Raw genomic sequence first — 20801 nt, forward strand, 5'->3', positions numbered from 1 at the left:
TTCACCCGTGGCGGTCGCGTCGCTCGAAAGTCGAGGGAGAGAGGAGAGATGCGGGGGGCAGGATTAGAGCGTACTACGAGCGTGCGTAGTTGTGGCCGACGATGAGCGCGAGGGCGTTGAGCGCGACGAGCGCCGTGAAGACGGTGATTTCGCTCTGATTGAGACCGTTAAACAACAGTGGAAGATACAGGAATGGAAGCGCGACAGCTGCCCAGAACCCGACGAATCGAAACGGGGCAGTGACGACTTTTAGACCAGTGTTTACGTGCTGTTCGTTCAACATCTCTCTCAATTCGACAAGGCGCTCGCGTGGGAGCGTTGATGGGGAATTCGACATCGGTGGGGGGCACACCTCTACCAGTACATCGACGTGAGGGGTGATAACTCCATCTGAGGATTTGCATTATTTCATACTCCTTTAGACCAGATATTCAAGATAATTTGAAATTTTATTTTTATCCGTACGACCATTTAACGCTTCAATTCGAATTCTAACGTTTTCATTCCGCTCGAATATCTGTGATTTTTGATTATCTTACTGACACGATAGTCAGCGACTACTGGACTGTTGTCGTGTAATTCTGCCAATCCAAAGTTTCGACACGGGTGGAGATTAACTACTGCATATGCCTCACATCCGCGTCGTGAGTTGCGGAGGAACCATCGCAAGCGAACCGAGTTCGGCCGGTGCGGCCCCCGAAAAGACCGCGACAGACCTCGTCGAACGTGTTCCTACCCTCGAATCGTACGCCACGCTCTCGGCGGTCGATGTCGCCTCAGTACCGGGATTCGACGCCGATTTCGAGTCGATTTTCGCCGCGAGAGACGCAATCGAAGACGCGTTCGACGCGGGGGTTGACGGCGTCGTCGTCACGCACGGAACGGACACCCTCGCGGATGTCGCGTTCGCCCTCGAACTGTGTTGTGACCCCGAGGGTCCAGTCGTCGTGACGGGTGCCCAACGCCGCTTCGACGAACCCGGAAGCGATGCGCCCTCGAACCTGCTGACGGCGGTTCGCGCGGCCACGGACTCAAAGTTCGATGGAACCGTCACCGTGGCCTTCGACGACGAACTCCACCGCGCCCGCGACGTGGTCAAGACCCACACCAACGCGCTCGACACCTTCCAGTCGCCCGGAAAGGGGCCAGTTGCGACGTTCACCCGTGAGACCGTTCGCTCCCACCGCGAGGCGACGAGCGACCTCCCGCAGCTCGACCTCTCGCTCCCCGTCGAGGTGCGAGTGCCCGTCGTCCACTCGGGCGTCGCCGTCGATGGAACGCTGTTCGACCGCGCCCTCGCCGACGCCGATGGCATCGTCGTCGAGGGAACCGGTCTCGGAAACGTCACCGGCGCGCTCGGCGAACGTCTCGCCGAAGTCGCAGAGGACGTCCCAATCGTCGTCTCCTCGCGGTGCCACGCTGGCCCGACGGAACCCGTCTATGGCACCCCGGGCGGCGCGGTCACGCTCGACCGCGCCGGCGTGCTCTTCGCCGGCGACCTTCCGACCTCGAAAGCCCGACTCCTGCTCACGTTCTGTCTGGCCGCAGGGGGCGACCCCGCCTCCGTCTTCGAGTGACTCACTGACCCACTTCCCGTAGCGATTTATCTCCCGACCACCACGGTCAGGCTATGGCAGACCTCAATCGCACGGCGAAACGGATGTACAACATTCACCCGCACTCGATGTATCTCACAGTCGGCGACATCGAGGGAACGTTCACGCTCCGGAGCGCCGAGTTCTTCCAGACCGAGTTTCAGGCGGAAGGCACCCGAAAAGACGACGACGCAGTCTACCGGTTCACGACGACGGAAGACAACGAGACGGTCATCGTCGGCCGTCAAGAAGCAGGCGAGGGCGGGTGGACGATGGTCGGCGAAGTCGAGACCGTCGAACGCGTGGACGACGAAGCCGACGATTGACGATTGTCGATTGACGATTCCGACGCGGGCGACGACTACTCGTTCACTCGGTCGGCACGCCCGCCGAGTTGGTGTCTGAGTTCCTGCCGAATCGCGTCCCGTTTGAGCAGTACGAACCCGAGGAAGATGAGCGCGAACCCGCCCGCGGTCGAGGCGTTCGGAACTTCGCTCAGGAACAGCCATCCCGAGAGGGCGGCGAAGATGGGCGCGACGTAGGAGACGAGGTTGATTTCGACCGGGCCGAGGCGCTCCAAGAGGTCGAAGTAGATGAGGAACCCGAGCGCGCTCGCGGCCAGCGCGAGGTAGAGGAGTGCGGCGATTCCCTCCGTGGAGAGAACTACGTCCGCGAGCGACTCGCCGAGTCCCACAGAGAGCACGTGCATCAAGAGCGCACCGAAGAGCATCGACCACGCTTCCATCGTCTCGATAGGCATCTTCGAGTCGATGCGGCGGGTGAGCACCGAACCGAACGCGAACGCTGCGGTCGCCCCGAAGATGAGGAGTTTGGCGACAGTGCCGCCGGCGAGGAGGTTCGAGGGGTCGAGTTCAGAGAGCACTGCGACACCAGCGAGACCGAGCAGCAGGCCGACGATGCCGACCGCAGTCAGTCGCTCGTCGGGGAGGAGACCCTGTGCGAACCCCGTCGTGAGGACGGGATTGAGGCTCACGATGACCGCGGCGGCGGCGCTCGTCACCGTCGGGTCGGTCTGTCCGATGAACAACAGGGCGTGATAGGCCGCGATGAGGAGGACCGCGCCGACTCCGACTTCCATCCAATCTGCACGACTCCGGGGGAGCGGCGTCTCGGTGGCGTAGAACGCGTAGGCGAGCATGATGAGACCGGCGATGTCGTAGCGAACCGCCGCGAAGAACACCGGCGGAAAGTACGCCAATCCGGCCTTGATGGCCATGAACGCCGAACCCCACACCGCCGCGAGAACCATGAACAGTACGAGGTTACGATACCGGGTCACAGCGATGATGCGCTGGCGGGGTGTGTCAACGTTTCGTTATCGGAAGCACTGACGAAGCCGAAAAAAGGTCGTGTCGTCTCGCCAGCGTCGGGTCGTCGTCGCGGTCAGTCGTCCGCTTCGGCGACGGCGCCGTTCGTCGTCTCGATGACCGTCACCTCGTCCGTTCCTTCGAAGAGGTGGCACGCGGCCGGGTGTTCCGTGTCGCCGACGGCCGGGCGGCGTTCCTCGCACGGACTGGCGAAGTGGGTGTACAGTACTTCCTGTGCCTTCTCGCTGTCGCCCGCTGCGAGGTGGCTCAGTGCCGTATCGAAGTGGCCGGCAACCGCCCCTCTGAGTTCGACATCGACGAAGCGTGACCGCGCTTCCTCGATGAACGCTTCTTCGTCGGTGCGCTCGGGGTCTGCGGCCTCCCAGATGTGTTCGGGATTCACGTCGCCGGCGGCGAACGCATCGCGGAGGTCCATCACCGAGCGATACGTCTGCTGGTCGATATCGAGGTCTTCGGGCGGAATGACCACCGGACAGCGCGTCCGGAACCGACATCCGGACGGCGGACTCTTCGGTGACGGAACGTCGCCCGAGAGCGCTTCGACGCGTCGGCCGTGTTCCGACATGCCCGCCCGCGGAACACTCTCCAAGAGCGCCTGCGTGTACGGGTGTTTCGGCGAGTCGAACAACTCGTCGGTCGGCCCGAGTTCGACGATGTTGCCGAGGTACATCACGGCCACGCGGTCACAGATGTGGCGGACGACACTCAGGTCATGTGCGATAAAGAGGTACGTCAACCCGAACTCGTCTTGCAGGTCGTCGAGGAGGTTGAGCACCTGCGCTTGGACGCTCACGTCGAGTGCCGAGACCGGTTCGTCGAGGACGATGAACTCGGGTTCGAGTGCGAGCGCGCGAGCGATGCCGATACGCTGGCGTTGGCCACCGGAGAACTCGTGTGGGTAGCGGTCGAGGTGGTTCGCCGATAGCCCGACGCGTTCGAGCAAGTCGGCGACCTTGTCTCTGCGCCACTCGCGTTTCGTCTGCTCGCCCGGGTCTTCCGGGATGCCGTGAATCGTGAGCGGTTCGGAGACGATATCGCCAATCGTCATCCGCGGGTCGAGACTCGAAAACGGGTCCTGGAAGACGATTTGGACGTCCCTACGGAACTGCTTGAGTTCCGTCGAGTCCATCTCGAAGACGTTCTCGCCGTCGAACAGCACCTCGCCGTCGGTCGCTTCGCGGAGTCGCAAGAGCGTCTCGCCGGTCGTGGACTTGCCACACCCGGACTCGCCGACAAGCCCGAGCGTCTCGCCCGGTTGGATGTCGAACGAGATGCCATCGACGGCTTTCACGCTCTCGGCGTCGCGGCCGAGGAGGCTGTCGATGAGCGTGTCCTGTTCGAAGTAGTACTTCTGCAGTTCGCGGACTTGGAGGATCGGCTCAGTCATCGGCCACCTCCGGTGCTTCGACGGCGTCCGTCGGGTCGAACTCGCGTTCTGCGAGCACACACCGGACGCTGTGTCGGTCGTCAACGTCGTACTCTGGGATGCGGGTGAGACAGTCGTTCATAGCCTTCGGACAGCGGTCTGCGAAGAAGCAGGCGTTGGGCATCTCCGATTCGAGCAGGCTCGGCACGTTCCCCGAAATCGGTTCGAGTCGTGCGGAGGGCGCGTCGAGGTCCGGAATCGACCCCAACAGCCCCTCGGTGTACGGGTGGACCGAGTTCTCGAAGATGTCTTCGAGCGTGCCGCGCTCGACGATTTCGCCGGCGTACATGACGCCGACGCGGTCGCACATCCGGGCGATGACGCCAAGGTTGTGCGTAATCATCAGGATGCTCATGTCCTCTTCTTCTTGGAGGTCACGGAGCAGGTTCAGAATCTGCGCCTGAATCGTCACGTCGAGCGCCGTCGTCGGTTCGTCGGCGATGAGGATGTCGGGTTCGCCGGCGAGCGCCTGCGCAATCATCGCGCGCTGGAGCATCCCGCCCGAGAACTGGTGCGGGTACTCGTGTGCCCGGTCTTCGGGGTCGGGAATCCCGACCTGTTCGAGCAGTTCGACGGCGCGGTCCATGCTCTCCTCGGAGACGTAGTCCTGCGACGGGACGAGCGTATCGACGATGTAGGACCCGAGCCCGTAGCCTTGCGTCCGCGAGCGCGTGCTTCGCGGATTCGACCGGGCGCGTTGCTGTGCCTCGACCGCTTCGGCGATTTGCTCGCCGACGGTAATCGAGGGGTTGAAACTGCTCATCGGGTCCTGGAAGATCATGCTGAACGACGGCCCGCGAAGCGACCGGCGGACGCCCTCGGGGAGTCGTCGAATGTCCACGAACTCGCCATCGACGGCGTCCGGTTTACTGTCGCGGAACTCGTCGGCGAGGTCGGGGTTCCGGTACCAGATTTCGCCGCCGGTGATTCTGCCGGGCGAGTCGATGAGGTCGATGACCGAGAGCGCCGTCACCGACTTACCCGACCCGGATTCGCCGACGATGCCGAAGATTTCGCCGTCTTCGACGTCGAACGAGACGCTATCGACGGCGTTGACTTTGCCATCTTCGGTGAAGAAACTGGTCGAGAGGTCCCGAATCTTGAGGATTTTCTCGGCCACGTTAGACACCTCCCTCCCCTTCGATACCGGGGTCGAGCGCGTCACGCAGCCAGTCGCCGACGAGGTTCAGACCGATGACGGTGACGACGATTGCCAGTCCGGGCATCGTCGAAATCCACCACGCGGTCGATTGGTACTGCCGGCCGAGGGCGATGTCGAAGCCCCACGAGACGCTCGCCCCCGAGAACCCGAGGAACGACAGCGCTGATTCGAGGAGGATAATCGCGGCCACCTGAATCGTCGCCAGGACGAGAATCGGCGTGATGGCGTTCGGGAGGACGTGTCGGAGCATCGTCCGCCCGTCGCTCGCACCGAGGGCGCGCGCGGCCTTTACGTACTCTTCTTGGCGAATCGAGAGTGCTTCACCGCGGGCGACCCGCGCGAACCACACCCAGTTGACGAGCGCGACGACGAGAATCACCGTCCCCGGGAGGATGATGTCCTTCGGCATGTTGGTCGAAAGCCCGAGTGCCGACCGGAACGCGCCGGAGATTCCGGTCACCACGAACGGGTCGGGAATCGCCACTTTCGCCTGTCCCCAGACGCCGACGAGGGCGATTGCGAGGACGAGCGAGGGGAACGCGAGCATGATGTCGGCACCGCGCATCAACACGTCGTCAACCCGGCCGCGGTAGAACCCGGCCGAGAGACCGACGGTGACGCCGATGAGTGCGGCGAGCGTCGTCCCGAACAGACCGACGAGAATCGACGTGCGGGCACCGTAGATGACCCGAGAGAGGATGTCTCTGCCGTTGGCGTCGGTCCCGAGCGGATGTGCCAGCGTGGCGTTCGTGTACACGGTCTGTTCTTCGGTCTGGACCTGACCGTTTTCGATGACGACACTGCCGTTTTCCATGAGGGTCACCTCTTTCGTCTCTTGGGTACTGAACCCGAGCGGCGGTTGGCGTGCGTTATCGAGGGTCTGTTTCATTGGGCTGTACGGCGAGATAAACGGGGCGAAGATTGCCATCGCCAAGATGAGGACGACGACGACGATGCCAATCTTTGCGAGGACGCTCCGCGAGAGTTCCCGGCGGAGATTCCGTAGTGTACGTTCTGATATCATTAAAAATACCGACGAGGTTAGTCGTAGGCCACCTGTGGGTTGACGTAGGCGTACAGGGCGTCTACGAGGATGTTCACGAGGACGAACCCGACAGCGACGGCGATGAGCGAACCTTGAAGGACCGGCCAGTCGCGCGCGTTGATGCTGTTGATGATGAGCGTCCCCAGTCCGGGCCACGCGAAGACCGCCTCCGTAATCACTGCGCCCCCGATGAGCGTCCCGAGTTGTAACCCGATGACGGTGATGACGGGGATGAGCGTGTTACGAAGTGCGTGCTTGTATCGGACGAGCGTCTCGGGAAGTCCCTTCGCACGAGATGCTCTGACGTAGGTCTGCCCGAGTTGGTCGAGCATTCCACTTCTGGTCAACCGCGTAATGAGTGCGGTGAAGTACGTCCCGAGTGTGATCGCCGGAAGCGTAATGTGATACACCCAGGTTTGAAAACCATCGACTGCCGCGCCGAGGTTCCCATCGATTGCTCGCATCATGATTCCGTCCAGTCCGATCGGGCGTTGGCTCGTCGGGAACACGTTGAGCTGCACCGCGAACACGATGATGAGCATCACGCCCAACCAGAAGTTCGGCGTACTGATGCCGACGAGTGAGAACACCGTCGCACCGTAGTCCGCAGGCTCGTGCCGTCGGGTCGCCGAGACGACGCCGAGCGGAATCGCAATGATGACCGCCACGACTGTCGCCGCGATGGCGAGTTCGAGCGTCGCGGGCAGTTTCGTCACGACTCGCGCCGAAACCGGCGTTCGGGTGACGAGCGAGACGCCCAAATCCCCGAACGGAATGCCGGAGATGAAATTCCAATACTGGACGTACAGGGGCTGGTCGAGCCCGAGTTCGGCGATAACTTGCGCTCTCACTTCGGGCGTGACGTCCGGCGGTAACAGGACGTTTGCCGGGTCGCCCGGGGAGATGAATCGCAGTCCGAAGACCACGGTGATGACCCCCCAGATGACGAACAGCCCTTGGAGCGAGCGCTTGATGAGGAACCTCGATAGCGACATCGACTACTTCTGGCTCATCGCGTACGCGTCGATACGCTCGTCGGAGCGGGCTTCCCACTCGATGGCGTCGTTGACGCCGTAGACGCTGTACTGCTGGTTGAGGAAGATCCACGGAGCCTGCTCGTGCGCGTAGGCGTTCGCCTCTTGGAGCGTCGCTTCGCGTTCTTCGCCGGTCTGGTTGCCCGCATCTTCGAGGTAGGAGTCGAACTGCTCGTCCTGCCACGTGGTGAGCGTCCCGTCGGAGGCGAGGAGCGCCGCCATGACGAGACCACCGTCGAAGGTCGCTTCACCCCAGCCGATGAGGAACCAGTGCGGACGGGCCTCGATGGAGCCTGCGAGCAGTTCGTCAACGAGCGAACCGAAGTCGCGCTCGCGGACCGTCGCGCTGACGTTCGGCAGTTCGTCGATGTAGCCGGCGACGGCCTGTGCGATTTCGAGGTCTTTCAGGTAGCGACCGACCGGCGTGTTGAGTTCGATTTCCGCGCCCGCGTAGCCGGAGGCTTCGACGAGTGCTTCCGCCTCTTCGGGGTCGTACGGGTAGTCTTCCACGCTGTCGTCGTGGCCGACGAACTCGGGAAGCGTCGGTTGGTTCGTCGTCGCACCGAAGCCGCCGAGGATGTTCTGAACGATGCTCTCGAGGTCGATCGCGTAGTTCATCGCCTGGCGGAACTCGACGGAGTCGAACGGCTCGACGTCGTAGCGCATCGCGTTGTAGATGATACGCGTCGATGGTGCCGCGGCGACACGCGTGCTGTCGTTGTTGTTGACGCGCTGGACTTCCTGCGGCGGGACGTTGACGACGACGTCCGTCTCACCGGCGAGCAGTTGGTTGACACGCGTGCTCGCTTCTGCGGCCGCACGGAAGGTGAGCGTCGAGACTTCGGCGGGTTCCTGCCAGTAGTCTTCGTAGCGCGTGAGGACGACTTCCTCGTCTTCGGTGTACGATTCGAGCTGGAACGGACCGGTCCCGTTCATCTGCTGGCCGACTTCGGCCTTGCTGCGCTCTTCGACCCACGATTGCTGCATGACGTCGAGGTAGGTCGCAAACTCGGAGAACACGATGGGGTTCAACGAGGAGTTGTTGACCGTGACGACGCCGTCGCCGGAGGCTTCCGCGCCCGCGACGCCAGCGAGCTGGTCGCTCTGCGGGCTTGCGAAGCTCACTTCGGGGTCAACGACGCGGTTGATGCTGTAGGCGGCGTCTTCTGCGGTCAGTTCGTCGCCGTTGTGGAAGGTGACACCCTCCCGGAGTTCGAACTCGACGGAGTTGCCCTCGGCGCGCTCGTAGTTCGTTGCGAGTGCCGTCTGGACAGCACCAGTCGCGTCACGGGTCAGCAGGCCTTCGTACGCGTGGAGCACCACGATGTCGGTCGGCGTCTCGCGGTGGTCCTGCGGGTCGAGACCCGAGGGCATCTGACCCTGCGTGATGGTGACTTCGAAGTCGCCCATCGTCTCGCCACCACTCTCGGTCGTGGTCGTCGATTCTTCCGTCTCGGTCTCTTCGCCACCAGACTCGGTGGTCGTCGTTTCCTCATCACCACCGCCGCCGGTACAACCTGCAAGCGATGCGGCGGCTGCCGCGCTGCCAGCTAGCTTGAGGTAGGACCGTCGGTTGATATGAGAATCGCTATCACTCATCGAAGGTAGATTGCGGCCACCATTTATATAACCTTTGCAAAATCCTAGCATACTGAATTTTGGCCTACATATATACCGATAGGATGTGACAGATTGACTGTCTGAATGGAACCCGGGGTACGTTTATTACCACCCCTGACCGAATGATTGGTATGGCCGTTACCGGCCGTCCAACGCTCAGAAATCTGTTCGATGAGTCGCCCACCCCTCACATTGCGCACCCGCCGCGCACACATCAACGGCACTTCTACGTCGCCACAGATGGGTCGTATCGACCCGAGGGTGGCGGTTTGGGCGTCGTCATCGAAGCCCGCGATGGCGAACGAGTTGCTCGTCTCTCACTCCCGGATGTCGCGCCGAACAACAACGTCTCAGAGTATCGAGCGCTGCATCTGGGTCTCGACGTACTCGCAGACCGCGCCCCACCGACCGCGCGAATCGGCATCCTCCTCGACCACGACGACCTCGCGGCGAACGTGAACAACGCGGTACTCGCCAGTGCGCACCCCAACTGGAAGCCGCCGAAGCCGATTTCGGTGCCCGAAGGGAGCGAACACCACTGGCGTGGTATCCGCGCACGAATCGCTGGCTTCCACGAAGTCCGCGCCGCTCGTCTCAACAGTCGAGAGAACCCGGCACACCCCCTGGCGAATGCGCCGAACGAGTATCAACACGTCAATCGGCAACCCGCACGGTGTGTGCTCCCCAACCCGCCCGAGTTCGACACCGAGCGTGATGCGAGCTATCTCCCGCCCTCGCGGTTCGAAGGCCGCGCAAGCGACTGAGTCGCTGGCCTGACGCACACCCTGCGTCTGCCGGCGACCCCTCGCACGCGGAGTGAACTACCGAGTGGTCTCTCACTCCGACAAAAAGTTGACAACAAATTCGAGCGAGTGACGACTATGGATGCCACCAGCGAGACACTCGATGGATTCGACCCGCGGAGTTCGGGTCTCTCGCCGCTCGGCGGCACCCTTCGTCGCCACTGGATTCGTCTCGCGTTCAATGGCGTTCTCGTCGGGTTTCTCGCGTCGCATATCCTCCAAGACCCCGGTGTGCTGTCGTTGACTGCGGGTCGCCACCAAGATGTCGCGTTCACGACGACCGATTACCTCGTCCGCCTCGAAGTCGGCCTGCTCGTCGGGGCTATCGCCGGCGGTCTCCACCTCCTCAACCTGACGAGTCGTCATCCCGATGTCTCGCTCTGGGGTGAGCGGAGATCTCTCGTCGCTGCGGCGGTGCTGGCCGGTGGTGGTCTCTTCGTCGGGCGCGCGGTTGCGCCGACGCTCGTTTCGCTCCTCGTCGCTACCGACCGACTCGCTCCAGCTGCTCGGCAGTCGATGCTCGAACTCGAACTGTTCTTCCCCGTCGCCGTCGCTATCGGTGTCGCGGCGGCACCAACACTACTCGCACTGAGTCGTTCGGGCGCGGTTACACCCCGACTCAGCGGGCAGGCACGCGGCGCGTTCGTCCTGCTGACGGTGTCGTTCGCGGCGCTGTTCTCGCCACCGGACCCGGCGACGTTCGCGCTGTTCGCTATCCCGCCGTTCGTCGGGCTTGGCGTGGCTATCTGGTGGGTCGAGTTTCGCTAACAGAAAAGCTCGTGTTCGAGTGTTCTATTCGGTCTGTGCGTCCACAACTGCCGTTGCGGCGAGATTGACGATGTCCTTCACTTCGTCGCCGCGCTGGAGGACGTGAACCGGCTTGTCCATGCCGACGAGCATCGGGCCGATTGCCTCCGCGCCGCCGAGGCGCTGGAGGAGTTTGTAGCCGATGTTACCCGCTTCGAGGTTCGGGAAGATGAGCACGTTCGCGGGCGTTTCGAGGTCCGCGAAGTCGTAGGTGCCTTCGAGGATATCCTCGACGAGCGCCGTGTCGGCCTGCATCTCACCATCGACGGGGAAGTCCACCTCGGGGTCGTCCTGGAGCACCTTGACAGCGTTTCGCGGCTTGGCGGTCCCCTCGTTGCGAACACTGCCGAAGTTGGAGTAACTGAGGAGCGCGGCGCGCGGTTCGACGTTGAACCGGCGGGCAACTTCCGCCGTGTGCTTCGTGATTTCGGCGAGAATCTCCTCGTCGGGGTCGAGATTGACCGTCGTGTCGGCACAGAAGACGACGCGGTTCTTGAACGTCAGCATGTACACACCGGCGACGTAGTTGACGTTCTCCGCGGTGCCGATGACCTGGAGCGGCGGTCGAAGACCGGTCGGGTAGTGGTGGGTCAACCCGGTCAGCATCGCGTCGGCGTCGCCCATCTCGACCATCACGCTGGCGAAGTAGTTGGTGTCGCGGCGGATGGTCTCGGCCGCCTCGGACTTCGTGAGTCCCTTCCGTTTTCGGAGTTCGTGCAGTCGGTCGGCGTAGTGGTCCCAATCGCCGTCTCGCGGGTTGGCAATCGTCGGGTCGAAGTCGAGACCGAGTTCCTCGGCCTTTCGGAGGATGGTCTTGGTGTTACCGACGAGGATGGGTTCGGCGATGCCTTCGTCCTGCATCTGGTAGGCCGCGCGTATCATCTTCTCGTTGGTCCCCTCGGAGAGCGCGACCCGCTTGGGGTTGGACTTCGCCTTGTTGAGGACGACGCGCATCATCTCTCGGGACTTGCCGAGACGCGCTTCGAGGCGCTCGCGGTACTCGTTCATGTCGAGGCGGCGACGCGCGGCACCGGAGGTCATCGCGGCCTGCGCGACGGCGGGCGCGACTTCGAACAGCACGCGGGGGTCGAGCGGTTTGGGGATGAGGTAGTCGGGACCGAACTGGAGCGGGTGGTCGCCGTAGGCCTTGACGACGGCGTCGGGCACGTCTTGGCGGGCGAGTTCTGCGAGTGCCTCGGCGGCGGCGCGTTTCATCGCCTCGTTGATTTCGGTCGCGCGAACGTCGAGCGCGCCGCGGAAGATGAAGGGGAACCCGAGGACGTTGTTCACCTGATTCGGGTAGTCCGAGCGCCCCGTCGCCATGATGACCATGTCGTCGCGGGCGTCTTTGGCGTCCTCGTAGGTGATTTCGGGGTCCGGGTTCGCCATTGCGAAGATGATGGGGTCGTTGGCCATCGACCGGACCATCTCTTGGGAGACGATGCCGCCGATAGAGAGACCGGCGAACACGTCCGCGCCCTCCATGGCGTCTTCGAGCGACCCCTCTTCGACGGGCTGGGCGAACTCTGCTTTGTACTTGTTCACGTCGCCCGCTTCGACGCGGGATTCGGTGATGATGCCCGACGAGTCGCACATCGTGATGTTCTCCTTGCTCGCACCGAGGGAGACGTAGAACCGAGCGGTAGCGACCGCGGACGCGCCCGCACCAGAGAAGACGATATCGAGTTCGTCGATATCTTTCTCGACGATATCGACGGCGTTCAAGAGGGCCGCCCCGGAGATGATGGCGGTCCCGTGCTGGTCGTCGTGGAAGACTGGAATGTCCATCTTCTCGCGGAGTTGTTGCTCGATTTCGAAGCACTCCGGGGCTTTGATGTCTTCGAGGTTGATGCCGCCGAAGGTGGGTTCCATCGCCTTCGTCGCGGCGACGAAGTCGTCCACGTTCTCTATGTCGAGTTCGATGTCGAACACGTCGATGTCGGCGAAGCGTTTGAAGAGGACGCCCTTTCCTTCCATGACGGGCTTGCCCGCCTGTGCCCCGATGTTGCCGAGTCCGAGAACGGCCGTCCCGTTGGAGACGACACCGACGAGGTTCCCCTTCGAGGTGTACTCGTAGGCCGCCTCTTCGTCTTCAGCGATATCCAGACACGGCGCGGCAACGCCCGGCGAGTACGCGAGACTCAGGTCGCGCTGCGTGTTCGTCGGTTTTGTCGTCGCAATTTCGATTTTACCCGGCGGGTCTTGCCGGTGGTATTCACGAGAATCGTCGTCCAATCCCATTGCCCTGTGATGCAGGGCCCGTAGGCAAAAAACTATGCAACTGCGTCGAACTGAGTTACGACAATTGCCGAATCACCGCCAGACAGAATCGAGGTGCGCGTCGAAAAATTACTCCACGTCGAGGTGAAGAATTCCGTGGCGTTCCAACTCGACGTGTCCCGATTCGTCGCTGACGGTCTCGGTCGGCCACGTCCCCGTCGAGGTCATGATTTCGATGTCGGCGGTGGTGACGAGCGCGGTGTCTTCGCTCTTTGCGCCCGTAATCGTCGGGTTGTAGGCGTATCCCATCGGCGAGTGAACTTCGTGTTCCGCGTCGGGCGTGGCGAACCACTCTCGGCCAGCGAATCCGGCCGCACCGCCTTGGTGGTGGTTCAGCCACTCGTCGGACTCCCCAACGGCGTCGTAGGCGTCGCGGATGTCGTCGAACACGTCGGCGCTCGTACCGCCGTGTCGGGCGACGCGCTGAGTTCCGGCGAGCGCGTTGACCTCGACCCGCATCGCTTTCTCGTGGCGGTCTTCGAGCCAGTCGGGCGCGTCGAAGGCGACCGTTCGCGTACAACTCGCGTACAGGCCGTCTCGCTGTGCCGTCACCGAGATGAGCGCGTAGTCGCCGAGTTCCTCCTGCGTCGGCGTGTAGTGACGGTACTTCTGGGCGCGGCGTGCGCCGCCGACGAGCGCGACGGGGACTTCGATTCCCATCGCGTGGAGCGTGACGCGAAGGCCCGAGGCGACTTCGTGTTCGGTGTCGGTCGGTTGGACCTGCCGAGCGACGCGCTCGACGGCGCTGGCGACGTCGCTACACAGGTCGCGGTACGTTTCGATATCGTCGTCGGTCAGCGGTTGCCGGACCTCCGAGGCATCCACATTTTCGAAGTCTGGCACGTCGAAATCGGCCGCCGCGGGCGTGGGCGAGACGGCCGCGACGCCGCTTTCGAGCGACCCCTCGTACCACTGGTACTGGTGCATCCGCACGTCCTCGTGCGAGACTTCTTCGTGGAGCAGGCGCGTGGCTTCGATGTTGTCGGTGACGACGTGGAATTCGTCGCCGTCGTAGCCGGCGGCCGCGACGCCGAGCGGCGCGTCGCGGGAGACGACGTTGTCACCGCCGGTGAGCCACGCGAAGGAGTTGGGTCGAGCGAACCAGACCGCTTCGAGTCCGCGCTCGTCGAGGAACGCGTCGAGTCGGTCTGCCCGAGATGCGAGTCGGTCGTCCATGCCTCGGACTCTGACCGAACCGACTTGAATCGGACGGCCTGCGCTCCCCTCGTCGCTTTGGTGACACCTTCGACGCCCATACCTGCGAGATATAAGTTTGCGCAGGCCTGAGCATCGCGTATGACACCACGGCTTCGCCGCCTCCTCCTCGGAGGTGCCGCGCTAACGGGCGTCCTGATGGTACTGGGCGTCTACACGGCCGCCTCTGGTGCTGGCCTGACGTGTGCCGGTCGCTGGCCGTTCTGTGACGGCTTTTTGGGACTGTTCCCCGCCAACTGGGGCAGTTTCATCGAGTGGTTCCACCGCCTCGTCGCCATGATTACCGGCTTTTTCATCCTCGGGACGACGGTTCTCGCGTGGCGCGAAGGCGTCGCCGCACGCATCCGCTACGCGCTCGTCGCCGCGACGGTCATCCTCCCGTTCCAAATCGTCCTCGGCGCGCTCACCGTCACCGAGTACGAGTGGGTCATCCTCACCGCGCACTACGTCGTCGCCACGTCCATCTTCACGGCCGTCGTCGCCGCGGCGGCGTGGGGTGTCGCAGACCGCGGCGTCTCCCGTCTGACCGAGACGATTACCGTCGCCGCACTCGGCATGCCCGTGATGGTGCTTCTCGCACCGCACAGTTTCGTCTCGTTCGGCCCGACGTCGCAGGCGATTTACTACGTCGTCGGTCTCGCCACCTACGCCGCGCTCGTCGCCGCGACGTTGTGGGGTCGCACGCCGCGCGCACGCGAGATGTTCAGCGGACGCCTCGCCGTGCTGACCGCCCCGTCGAGCGTCATCGTCGTCGCTCTGCTCATCATGGGTCGGCAGGTGTACGGACCCGCCCTCGAACTCGTCCACCTCGGTGGCACCGTCGTCGCCGCCGTGTTGGTCGTCACTGCGGCAGTGCTCGTTCGACGGAATACGCCTCCCACACGACCCGTGTCGGTCAACGACGCCGACTGAGACGGGTGTCGAAATCCATCGTCTTCGACGCGCCCGTCGGACTCTAATTCAATAACCTCGATTTTTCTTAGACCGATGTTCTACTGATTTACAATCGTCTGTGTGCATTTCAATACTGACTTCATTCCACAAATTCTCTGGCAAATTTCACCATAGTCCACTGATAATCCCACGCGCGTACCGAAGGAGTGTTATACGCCCGTGAAGTAAGAATTGCTTGTTATGAAACGACGTACCTACCTCAAGGGTGCCGCAGGTGCCGGAGCAGCCTTCACGCTCGCTGGTTGTCTCGGCGGCGGTGGCGGTGGAGACGGCAGCGAAACGATTACCATCGGTTCGGACATTCCGTATCGTCCGTTCGAGTACGAGACGACCGAGGGCGAACTCGTCGGCTTCGACGTGGACATCGCACAGGCCGTCTTCACGGACCAACTCGGCTACGAACACGAGTTCCAGCAGACGAGTTTCGACGGCATCATCCCGTCGCTCAACAACGGGAACTTCCGCGTCATCATGTCCGCGATGACCATCACCGAAGAGCGCGCAGAGCAAATCGACTTCTCGGACCCGTACTTCACGGCCTACCAGACTATCGTCGTCCTGAACGACAGCGAAATCGCCGCGAAGGAGGACCTGAAGGGCAAGACGGTCGGTGTCCAGAAGGGGACGACCGGTGCGGCGGCCGCTGAGGAACTCGCATCCGAGTTCGGTGGCGACCTCACCATTCAGCAGTACGACCAGATTACGGGTGCGTTCGACGCGCTCATCAACAATCAGGTCGTCGCGGTCATCAACGACAACACCGTCAACGCCGAGTTCGTCGAGCAGAACGGCAACGTGAAATTCCTCGAAGGCGAGGGCGCGGCGGCCGAACAGGGCAAGAACGCCCCGCCGTACCTCACGCTCACCGTCGAAGAGTACGGAATCGGCTTCCGTCAAGACGACGACGAACTCCGCGAGGAGGTCAACGGCGCACTGCAAGCGATTCGTGACGACGGCACGTACGACGAGATTTACTCCGAGTACTTCTCGGGCTAACCTCGTTCCGCCGCGCGTTTTTATACCAACACTGTGATACTTACTACCAATGGCTGACTCATACTCGGAGGGACGCCCGACTGACGACTACCGAGAGGGCTTCCTCAACGACAAGACGCTCAAGCGCGTCGGCGCGATAGTAGCGGGTCTGTTCACGCTCGCCGTGGGCGCGTTCATCGCCGCAATCATCTTCACGCAGGTGGATTTCGAACTGTTAATCGAAATCATCTACCCGCAGTTCGTCTTCGCGTACCTTCGGGTACTCGGAATCTTCCTCGCGGGGAGCGTCCTCTCTATCATCGCCGGCGTCATCGTCGGTCTCGGACGCGTCTCGAAGACGCGACTCACGAACACGGTTGCGAGTGGATACGTCGAGTTCTTCCGCGGCACGCCGCTGTTGTTCCAACTCATCGTCATCTACTTCGGGGTGCCGGCGTTCTGGCCACCGGGCCAGTTCCCCATCTCCAACTGGGCGATTCCGGCCGCGATTATCGGTCTGACGCTGAACCACGCCGCCTACGTCGGCGAGGCGATTCGCGGCGGTATCAACGCCGTTCCGGACGGGCAGATGGAGGCCGCCCGCTCGCTCGGCATGTCCTACGTGCAGTCGATGCGCGAAGTCGTCCTCCCACAGGCGTGGCGCAACTCGCTCGCCGCCATCGGGAACGACCAGGTCATCCTCGTCAAGGACACCTCGCTCCTGACGGTCATCGCCGTGCCCGAACTCATCAGCGCGTTCCGCAACATCAACTCCGCGACGTTCGACCCGTGGACGCCGATTCTCTTGGTCGCTATCGCGTACCTCGGCATCACCCTGCCGCTCGGCAGAGTCGTGCGGTATCTCGAAGCCCGCGCCGACTGGGGAGGTGACCGCTAATGAGTCTCTTAGAGTTCGACGAGGTAGACAAGTTCTACGGCGAGACGCACGTCCTCAAAGACGTTGACCTCAACGTCGAAGAGGGCGAAGTGTGCGTCATCGTCGGTCCCTCGGGGTCCGGTAAATCGACGCTCCTTCGCTGTGCCAATCGCTTGGAAGAGATTCAGGACGGAGAGATTCGCCTCGAAGGCCAGTCTATCTCCGACCCCGACGCCGACATCAACCGACTGCGTCAGCGCATCGGGATGGTGTTCCAGAGCTTCAACCTCTTCCCGCACAAGACGGCACTGGAGAACGTGACGCTCGGGCCGATGAAAGTGAAAGGCGAGAGCCGAGACGCCGCGAATAGTGAGGCGCGCGAACTGCTCGACCGCGTCGGCCTGTCGGCACAGGAGAGTTCCTTCCCGAACCAGCTTTCGGGTGGTCAGCAACAGCGCGTCGCCATCGCCCGCGCACTGGCGATGAACCCGCGCGTCATGCTCTTCGACGAGGTGACGAGTGCGCTCGACCCCGAACTCGTGGGCGAAGTGCTCGACGTGATGCAGGGACTGGCCGAAGAGGGCATGACCATGCTCGTGGTCACCCACGAGATGGGCTTCGCGCGCGAAGTCGGCGACCGCGTCGTCCTCATGGCCGACGGCAAAGTCATCGAGGATTCGCCGCCCGAAGAGTTCTTCACCAACCCCAAAACGGACCGCGGCAAGCGCTTCCTCTCGAAGTTGCTCTGAACACGGCCGTGGGGACCACCCCCGACGGTCGCGGTCCAGTGGGCATCTTTTCTAAGAAGTAGTTGACTGTCAAAATTGGGAGAGATATCAGCTCTCATATCTAACCGAGTGAGTGAAAAGCTCACGAACGACCCGCGTACAAATCCAGCAACTCACAGAATTTTAACAGTATCAGACCGCCGTACTCCGACGGACGTAATTGTGAGAATATGAACACTCTCGGCCGACATTTCGGGCTCTCAGCCACTCCTCGTGATAGATACTAATGTCTCACAGTAGTCAAGAACATCAGATGAGGGAACAATTCAATAGTATCCTCTGAAAATGCAGAGGTGCGCATGGAAAGTTGGTTCACTCCAGAAATTGCCATTTTACTTATGTATCTCGGAGTGGCACCATCTATCGCAATTTGTTACTTCGTGTGGGACGACCGTCGCAAACCCGGCGTGCTGTGGTTCATCCTGTCCATGGCGACCGGTGGTGCGTGGGCGTTTCTGTTCGCAACGTTCACCCTCGTCAAAGACCCCGGTCTCACACTCGCGCTGGCGAACTTCTTCTGGGTAGTGATACCGACTGCAGCAGTCACGATGTTTCTCCTCGCCTACGAGTTCGTGTTCAAGCGTAACGTCTCACGGCGGGTCGCGGTGGCGGTGTTCCTCCCAATCTTCGTCTTGTTCGTCCTTTCGTGGACCAACCCCGACAATCTGGTGTTTACGCCCGAGTACCGCGTTGGGCCGAACGGGTATCTGTACGCACCCAGTTTTGGCGGCCCCGTCAAAGTCTTCGTCACGAAAATCTACGGATACCTCCTCGTCTTCTTCGCGGCGGGGATGTTCGTCGGCGAGGCGCTTCGAACGACCGGCGTCCAACGACGGCAGACACTCTATCTCTTGGTCATCTTCTCGATGCTCATCCTCTCGACGATGGTCAAAGTTGCCGGACTGGTTCCGGACTACTTCGACCCGACGTCCGTCGTCTACTCGCTGTCTGGAGTGCTCTTTGCCTTCTCTATCAACAAACACGGGCTGATGAAGTTCGTCCCCGTGGCGCGAGAGCAGACGTTTCAGGAGGTCTCAGATGCGATTTTCGTCATCGACACCGAAGGGACCGTCGTCGATGTCAACGATGCCGCACGAACGTTGTTCGGGTCGCAAATCATCGGCACGCAGATAACAGACGTTCTGGACGACCACGCGACTGCAACCCAGAACGGACCGACGAAGACTTTCGAGTTACAACACGACGACGAGACTCGCTACTTTTCGGTTCACACTTCGACGATGGCCTACGGGAGGGGTCTCGAAGGCGAGATAGTGGTGTTGAGCGAGATTACGGCGCTCAAAAAGCGGGAGAACGAACTCAACCTCCTCAAACAGATTCTCTCTCGGGTGTTCAGACACAACATCCGAAACGACCTCAACGTCATCGCTGGACACGCACAAATCATCAGAGATAGCTCACAGGACGACGTCGCGGGGTGGGCCACGCGAATCCACGACCGGTCGATGAAAATCGTCAAACAGGCCGAAAAAGCGGGGAAGATAGAGTCGGTGTTCTCCTACGACGAGACCGTCCAGCGGTCGCTCGCGGACCTCGTGAACAAGGCGAGAACGAACGCTTCGGCGGATTTCGATTCGAACGTCTCGTACGACGTTGCGGACGTGTTCGTCGAAGTGCATCCCCGCTTCGACCTCGCGGTACAGGAACTCATCGACAACGCGCTGACTCACCACACCGGACCCACCGAATCGACCGTCGTCGTCTATTCCGAGGTGACCGACACGAGCATCACGTTGGTGGTCGAAGACGACGGTCCCGGACTCCCACCCGGTGAGATCGACGTGCTGAAAGCCGAAGAAGAGACAGTACTCGAACACGGCTCTGGAATCGGACTGTGGCTGGTCCACTGGATTGTCATACGGTCTAACGGTGAACTCCTCGCCGACGTCACCGACTCGGGAACGCGTGTCCGTATTCGTCTCCCCAAACCGTGACCGAGAGCCATCCGAGAGAGTGGGCCGCATCGAAACAGATGCAGACAGTCGATACGTACTCGAAAATGAGACCGACACACTTCCATGAAATGGCTGACAATAGGCTTATCAAACCATATACAGACCGTCTCGTATGGGTGTAGGAACGCTCCGATTCTTGTTTTTAAAATTAAATATCTGGTTGTGTCTCGGGTCGTCGCTGATGGTCGGTATCTCCGCTCTGGCGTTGTCTATCCCGCTCGCGTCCGTCGGCGTCGGATTGCTCCTCCCGCCGCTGTTGTTCTACTTCATCTACGTCGAAGACCGGCGAAACGTCTCGCCCGAAGACGAGGTGAACCAACCGTACCGAACCGCGCTGGTTCGGCGATATCAAACGGCGCTCCTCGTCACTGAATCCGCCGCGTTAGCTGGCTACACAGTCTTGTTGGGATGGCTCGTCCTCGAGCGACCGGACCTCGGCGTACTGTACTTCCTCTTGGGACATCTCCCACTCGGCGTGCTCGTCATCTACGGACACCTGAAGCGACACCCGACGTTCGACTCGGTGGCAGTCGGGGCGACGTGGGCGTTCGTCATCGTCTTCGCGCTCGTCGTCTCGACCACCCAGCGCGTGACGTGGGAACTCGTCGGCGTCTTTCTCGGGTGGTTCTTCATCACGTTCGCCGGAGTCGAATCGCGGAACATCCAGGACATCGACGGCGACACACAAACGAATAAGACGACGCTGGCGGGGTATCTCGGCCAGCGACTCACGATCGCCTTCGTCGCGGTGATGAAATCACTCGGCGTCGTGACGTTCTGGCTCGTTTCGGGCCGACTCGTCGCAGTGCTCGCACTCGGCTATCTGCTGTTGCTCCGACTGTTTCGAACGTTGACCAAGCGAGAGGCGAACCGAATCGGCGACTAAGCGACTGAC

General features: G+C 61.8%; 19 protein-coding genes. 10 read left to right on the forward strand and 9 right to left on the reverse strand.

The genetic code is table 11. The features are described from left to right. Positions 1-73: 73 nt before the first annotated feature. Positions 74-337 carry a DUF8028 family protein gene (locus tag ACFQJC_RS02560; protein ID WP_390221680.1) on the reverse strand — a complete coding sequence of 88 codons (264 nt, stop codon included), beginning with the start codon at positions 335-337 and terminating at the stop codon, positions 74-76. Between the two features lie 289 nt (positions 338-626). Here ACFQJC_RS02560 and ACFQJC_RS02565 point away from each other — a divergent pair, with 289 nt between their 5' ends. Continuing rightward, the gene (locus ACFQJC_RS02565; protein ID WP_390221681.1) at positions 627-1577 is read left to right on the forward strand and encodes an asparaginase; all 951 of its coding nucleotides are present in this window, start codon (positions 627-629) and stop codon (positions 1575-1577) included. A gap of 53 nt (positions 1578-1630) precedes the next feature. Next, complete coding sequence (locus ACFQJC_RS02570) at positions 1631-1921, forward strand: transcriptional regulator (protein ID WP_390221682.1); 291 nt, start codon at positions 1631-1633, stop codon at positions 1919-1921. A gap of 35 nt (positions 1922-1956) precedes the next feature. On the opposite strand, the gene ACFQJC_RS02575 is transcribed toward ACFQJC_RS02570, so the two are convergent. The 6 genes from ACFQJC_RS02575 to ACFQJC_RS02600 all read right to left on the reverse strand — a co-directional run bounded on the left by ACFQJC_RS02575 (position 1957) and on the right by ACFQJC_RS02600 (position 9210). Beyond that, entirely contained in the window at positions 1957-2895 is a 939-nt protein-coding gene (locus tag ACFQJC_RS02575; protein WP_390221683.1) for a DMT family transporter, read from the reverse strand. Positions 2896-2999: 104 nt separating this feature from the next. Next, positions 3000-4331: an ABC transporter ATP-binding protein gene (locus ACFQJC_RS02580; RefSeq protein WP_390221684.1), complete on the reverse strand. Its 1332-nt coding sequence runs from the start codon at positions 4329-4331 to the stop codon at positions 3000-3002. Further along, positions 4324-5490 (reverse strand): ABC transporter ATP-binding protein, encoded by a 1167-nt coding sequence (locus ACFQJC_RS02585; protein ID WP_390221685.1) that lies wholly within the window; start codon positions 5488-5490, stop codon positions 4324-4326. Before ACFQJC_RS02585 ends, ACFQJC_RS02580 begins: the two co-directional genes overlap by 8 nt. Before the next feature lies 1 nt (position 5491). Continuing rightward, the gene (locus ACFQJC_RS02590) at positions 5492-6556 is read right to left on the reverse strand and encodes an ABC transporter permease (RefSeq protein ID WP_390221686.1); all 1065 of its coding nucleotides are present in this window, start codon (positions 6554-6556) and stop codon (positions 5492-5494) included. 17 nt (positions 6557-6573) lie between these two features. Continuing rightward, complete coding sequence (locus tag ACFQJC_RS02595) at positions 6574-7572, reverse strand: ABC transporter permease (RefSeq protein WP_390221687.1); 999 nt, start codon at positions 7570-7572, stop codon at positions 6574-6576. Positions 7573-7575: 3 nt separating this feature from the next. Then, positions 7576-9210 (reverse strand): ABC transporter substrate-binding protein, encoded by a 1635-nt coding sequence (locus ACFQJC_RS02600; protein WP_390221688.1) that lies wholly within the window; start codon positions 9208-9210, stop codon positions 7576-7578. A 152-nt stretch (positions 9211-9362) separates the two neighbouring features. Here ACFQJC_RS02600 and ACFQJC_RS02605 point away from each other — a divergent pair, with 152 nt between their 5' ends. Together ACFQJC_RS02605 and ACFQJC_RS02610 are read left to right on the forward strand one after the other, a co-directional pair. Beyond that, positions 9363-9995 carry a ribonuclease H family protein gene (locus tag ACFQJC_RS02605; protein WP_390221689.1) on the forward strand — a complete coding sequence of 211 codons (633 nt, stop codon included), beginning with the start codon at positions 9363-9365 and terminating at the stop codon, positions 9993-9995. Between the two features lie 117 nt (positions 9996-10112). Further along, positions 10113-10802, forward strand: a complete 690-nt coding sequence (locus ACFQJC_RS02610) for a twin-arginine translocase subunit TatC (RefSeq protein WP_390221690.1) — start codon at positions 10113-10115, stop codon at positions 10800-10802. Between the two features lie 24 nt (positions 10803-10826). Here the strand turns inward: ACFQJC_RS02610 and ACFQJC_RS02615 are convergent, their stop codons facing one another. Together ACFQJC_RS02615 and ACFQJC_RS02620 are read right to left on the reverse strand one after the other, a co-directional pair. After that, the gene (locus ACFQJC_RS02615) at positions 10827-13082 is read right to left on the reverse strand and encodes an NADP-dependent malic enzyme (RefSeq protein WP_390221691.1); all 2256 of its coding nucleotides are present in this window, start codon (positions 13080-13082) and stop codon (positions 10827-10829) included. A 108-nt stretch (positions 13083-13190) separates the two neighbouring features. Continuing rightward, on the reverse strand, positions 13191-14297 hold the full coding sequence (locus ACFQJC_RS02620) for a M24 family metallopeptidase (RefSeq protein ID WP_390221692.1): 1107 nt from the start codon (positions 14295-14297) through the stop codon (positions 13191-13193). A gap of 120 nt (positions 14298-14417) precedes the next feature. Here ACFQJC_RS02620 and ACFQJC_RS02625 point away from each other — a divergent pair, with 120 nt between their 5' ends. The 6 genes from ACFQJC_RS02625 (at position 14418) to ACFQJC_RS02650 (ending at position 20792) form a co-directional block, all read left to right on the forward strand. Further along, positions 14418-15248: a COX15/CtaA family protein gene (locus ACFQJC_RS02625; RefSeq protein WP_390221693.1), complete on the forward strand. Its 831-nt coding sequence runs from the start codon at positions 14418-14420 to the stop codon at positions 15246-15248. 222 nt (positions 15249-15470) lie between these two features. After that, complete coding sequence (locus ACFQJC_RS02630) at positions 15471-16286, forward strand: basic amino acid ABC transporter substrate-binding protein (RefSeq protein ID WP_390221694.1); 816 nt, start codon at positions 15471-15473, stop codon at positions 16284-16286. A 49-nt stretch (positions 16287-16335) separates the two neighbouring features. Continuing rightward, positions 16336-17163, forward strand: coding sequence for an amino acid ABC transporter permease (locus tag ACFQJC_RS02635; protein ID WP_390221695.1), 828 nt, complete (start codon positions 16336-16338; stop codon positions 17161-17163). Continuing rightward, positions 17163-17891, forward strand: a complete 729-nt coding sequence (locus tag ACFQJC_RS02640; protein WP_390221696.1) for an amino acid ABC transporter ATP-binding protein — start codon at positions 17163-17165, stop codon at positions 17889-17891. The genes ACFQJC_RS02635 and ACFQJC_RS02640 overlap by 1 nt, the downstream gene beginning before the upstream one ends. A gap of 377 nt (positions 17892-18268) precedes the next feature. Continuing rightward, positions 18269-19885 (forward strand): histidine kinase N-terminal 7TM domain-containing protein, encoded by a 1617-nt coding sequence (locus ACFQJC_RS02645; RefSeq protein ID WP_390221697.1) that lies wholly within the window; start codon positions 18269-18271, stop codon positions 19883-19885. Positions 19886-20087: 202 nt separating this feature from the next. Continuing rightward, positions 20088-20792: a UbiA family prenyltransferase gene (locus tag ACFQJC_RS02650; RefSeq protein ID WP_390221698.1), complete on the forward strand. Its 705-nt coding sequence runs from the start codon at positions 20088-20090 to the stop codon at positions 20790-20792. The last annotated feature ends 9 nt before the right edge of the window (positions 20793-20801 follow it).

Origin of the sequence: Haloferax namakaokahaiae (genome assembly GCF_042663225.1) — an archaeon.
Classification (GTDB): Archaea; Halobacteriota; Halobacteria; order Halobacteriales; family Haloferacaceae; genus Haloferax; species Haloferax namakaokahaiae.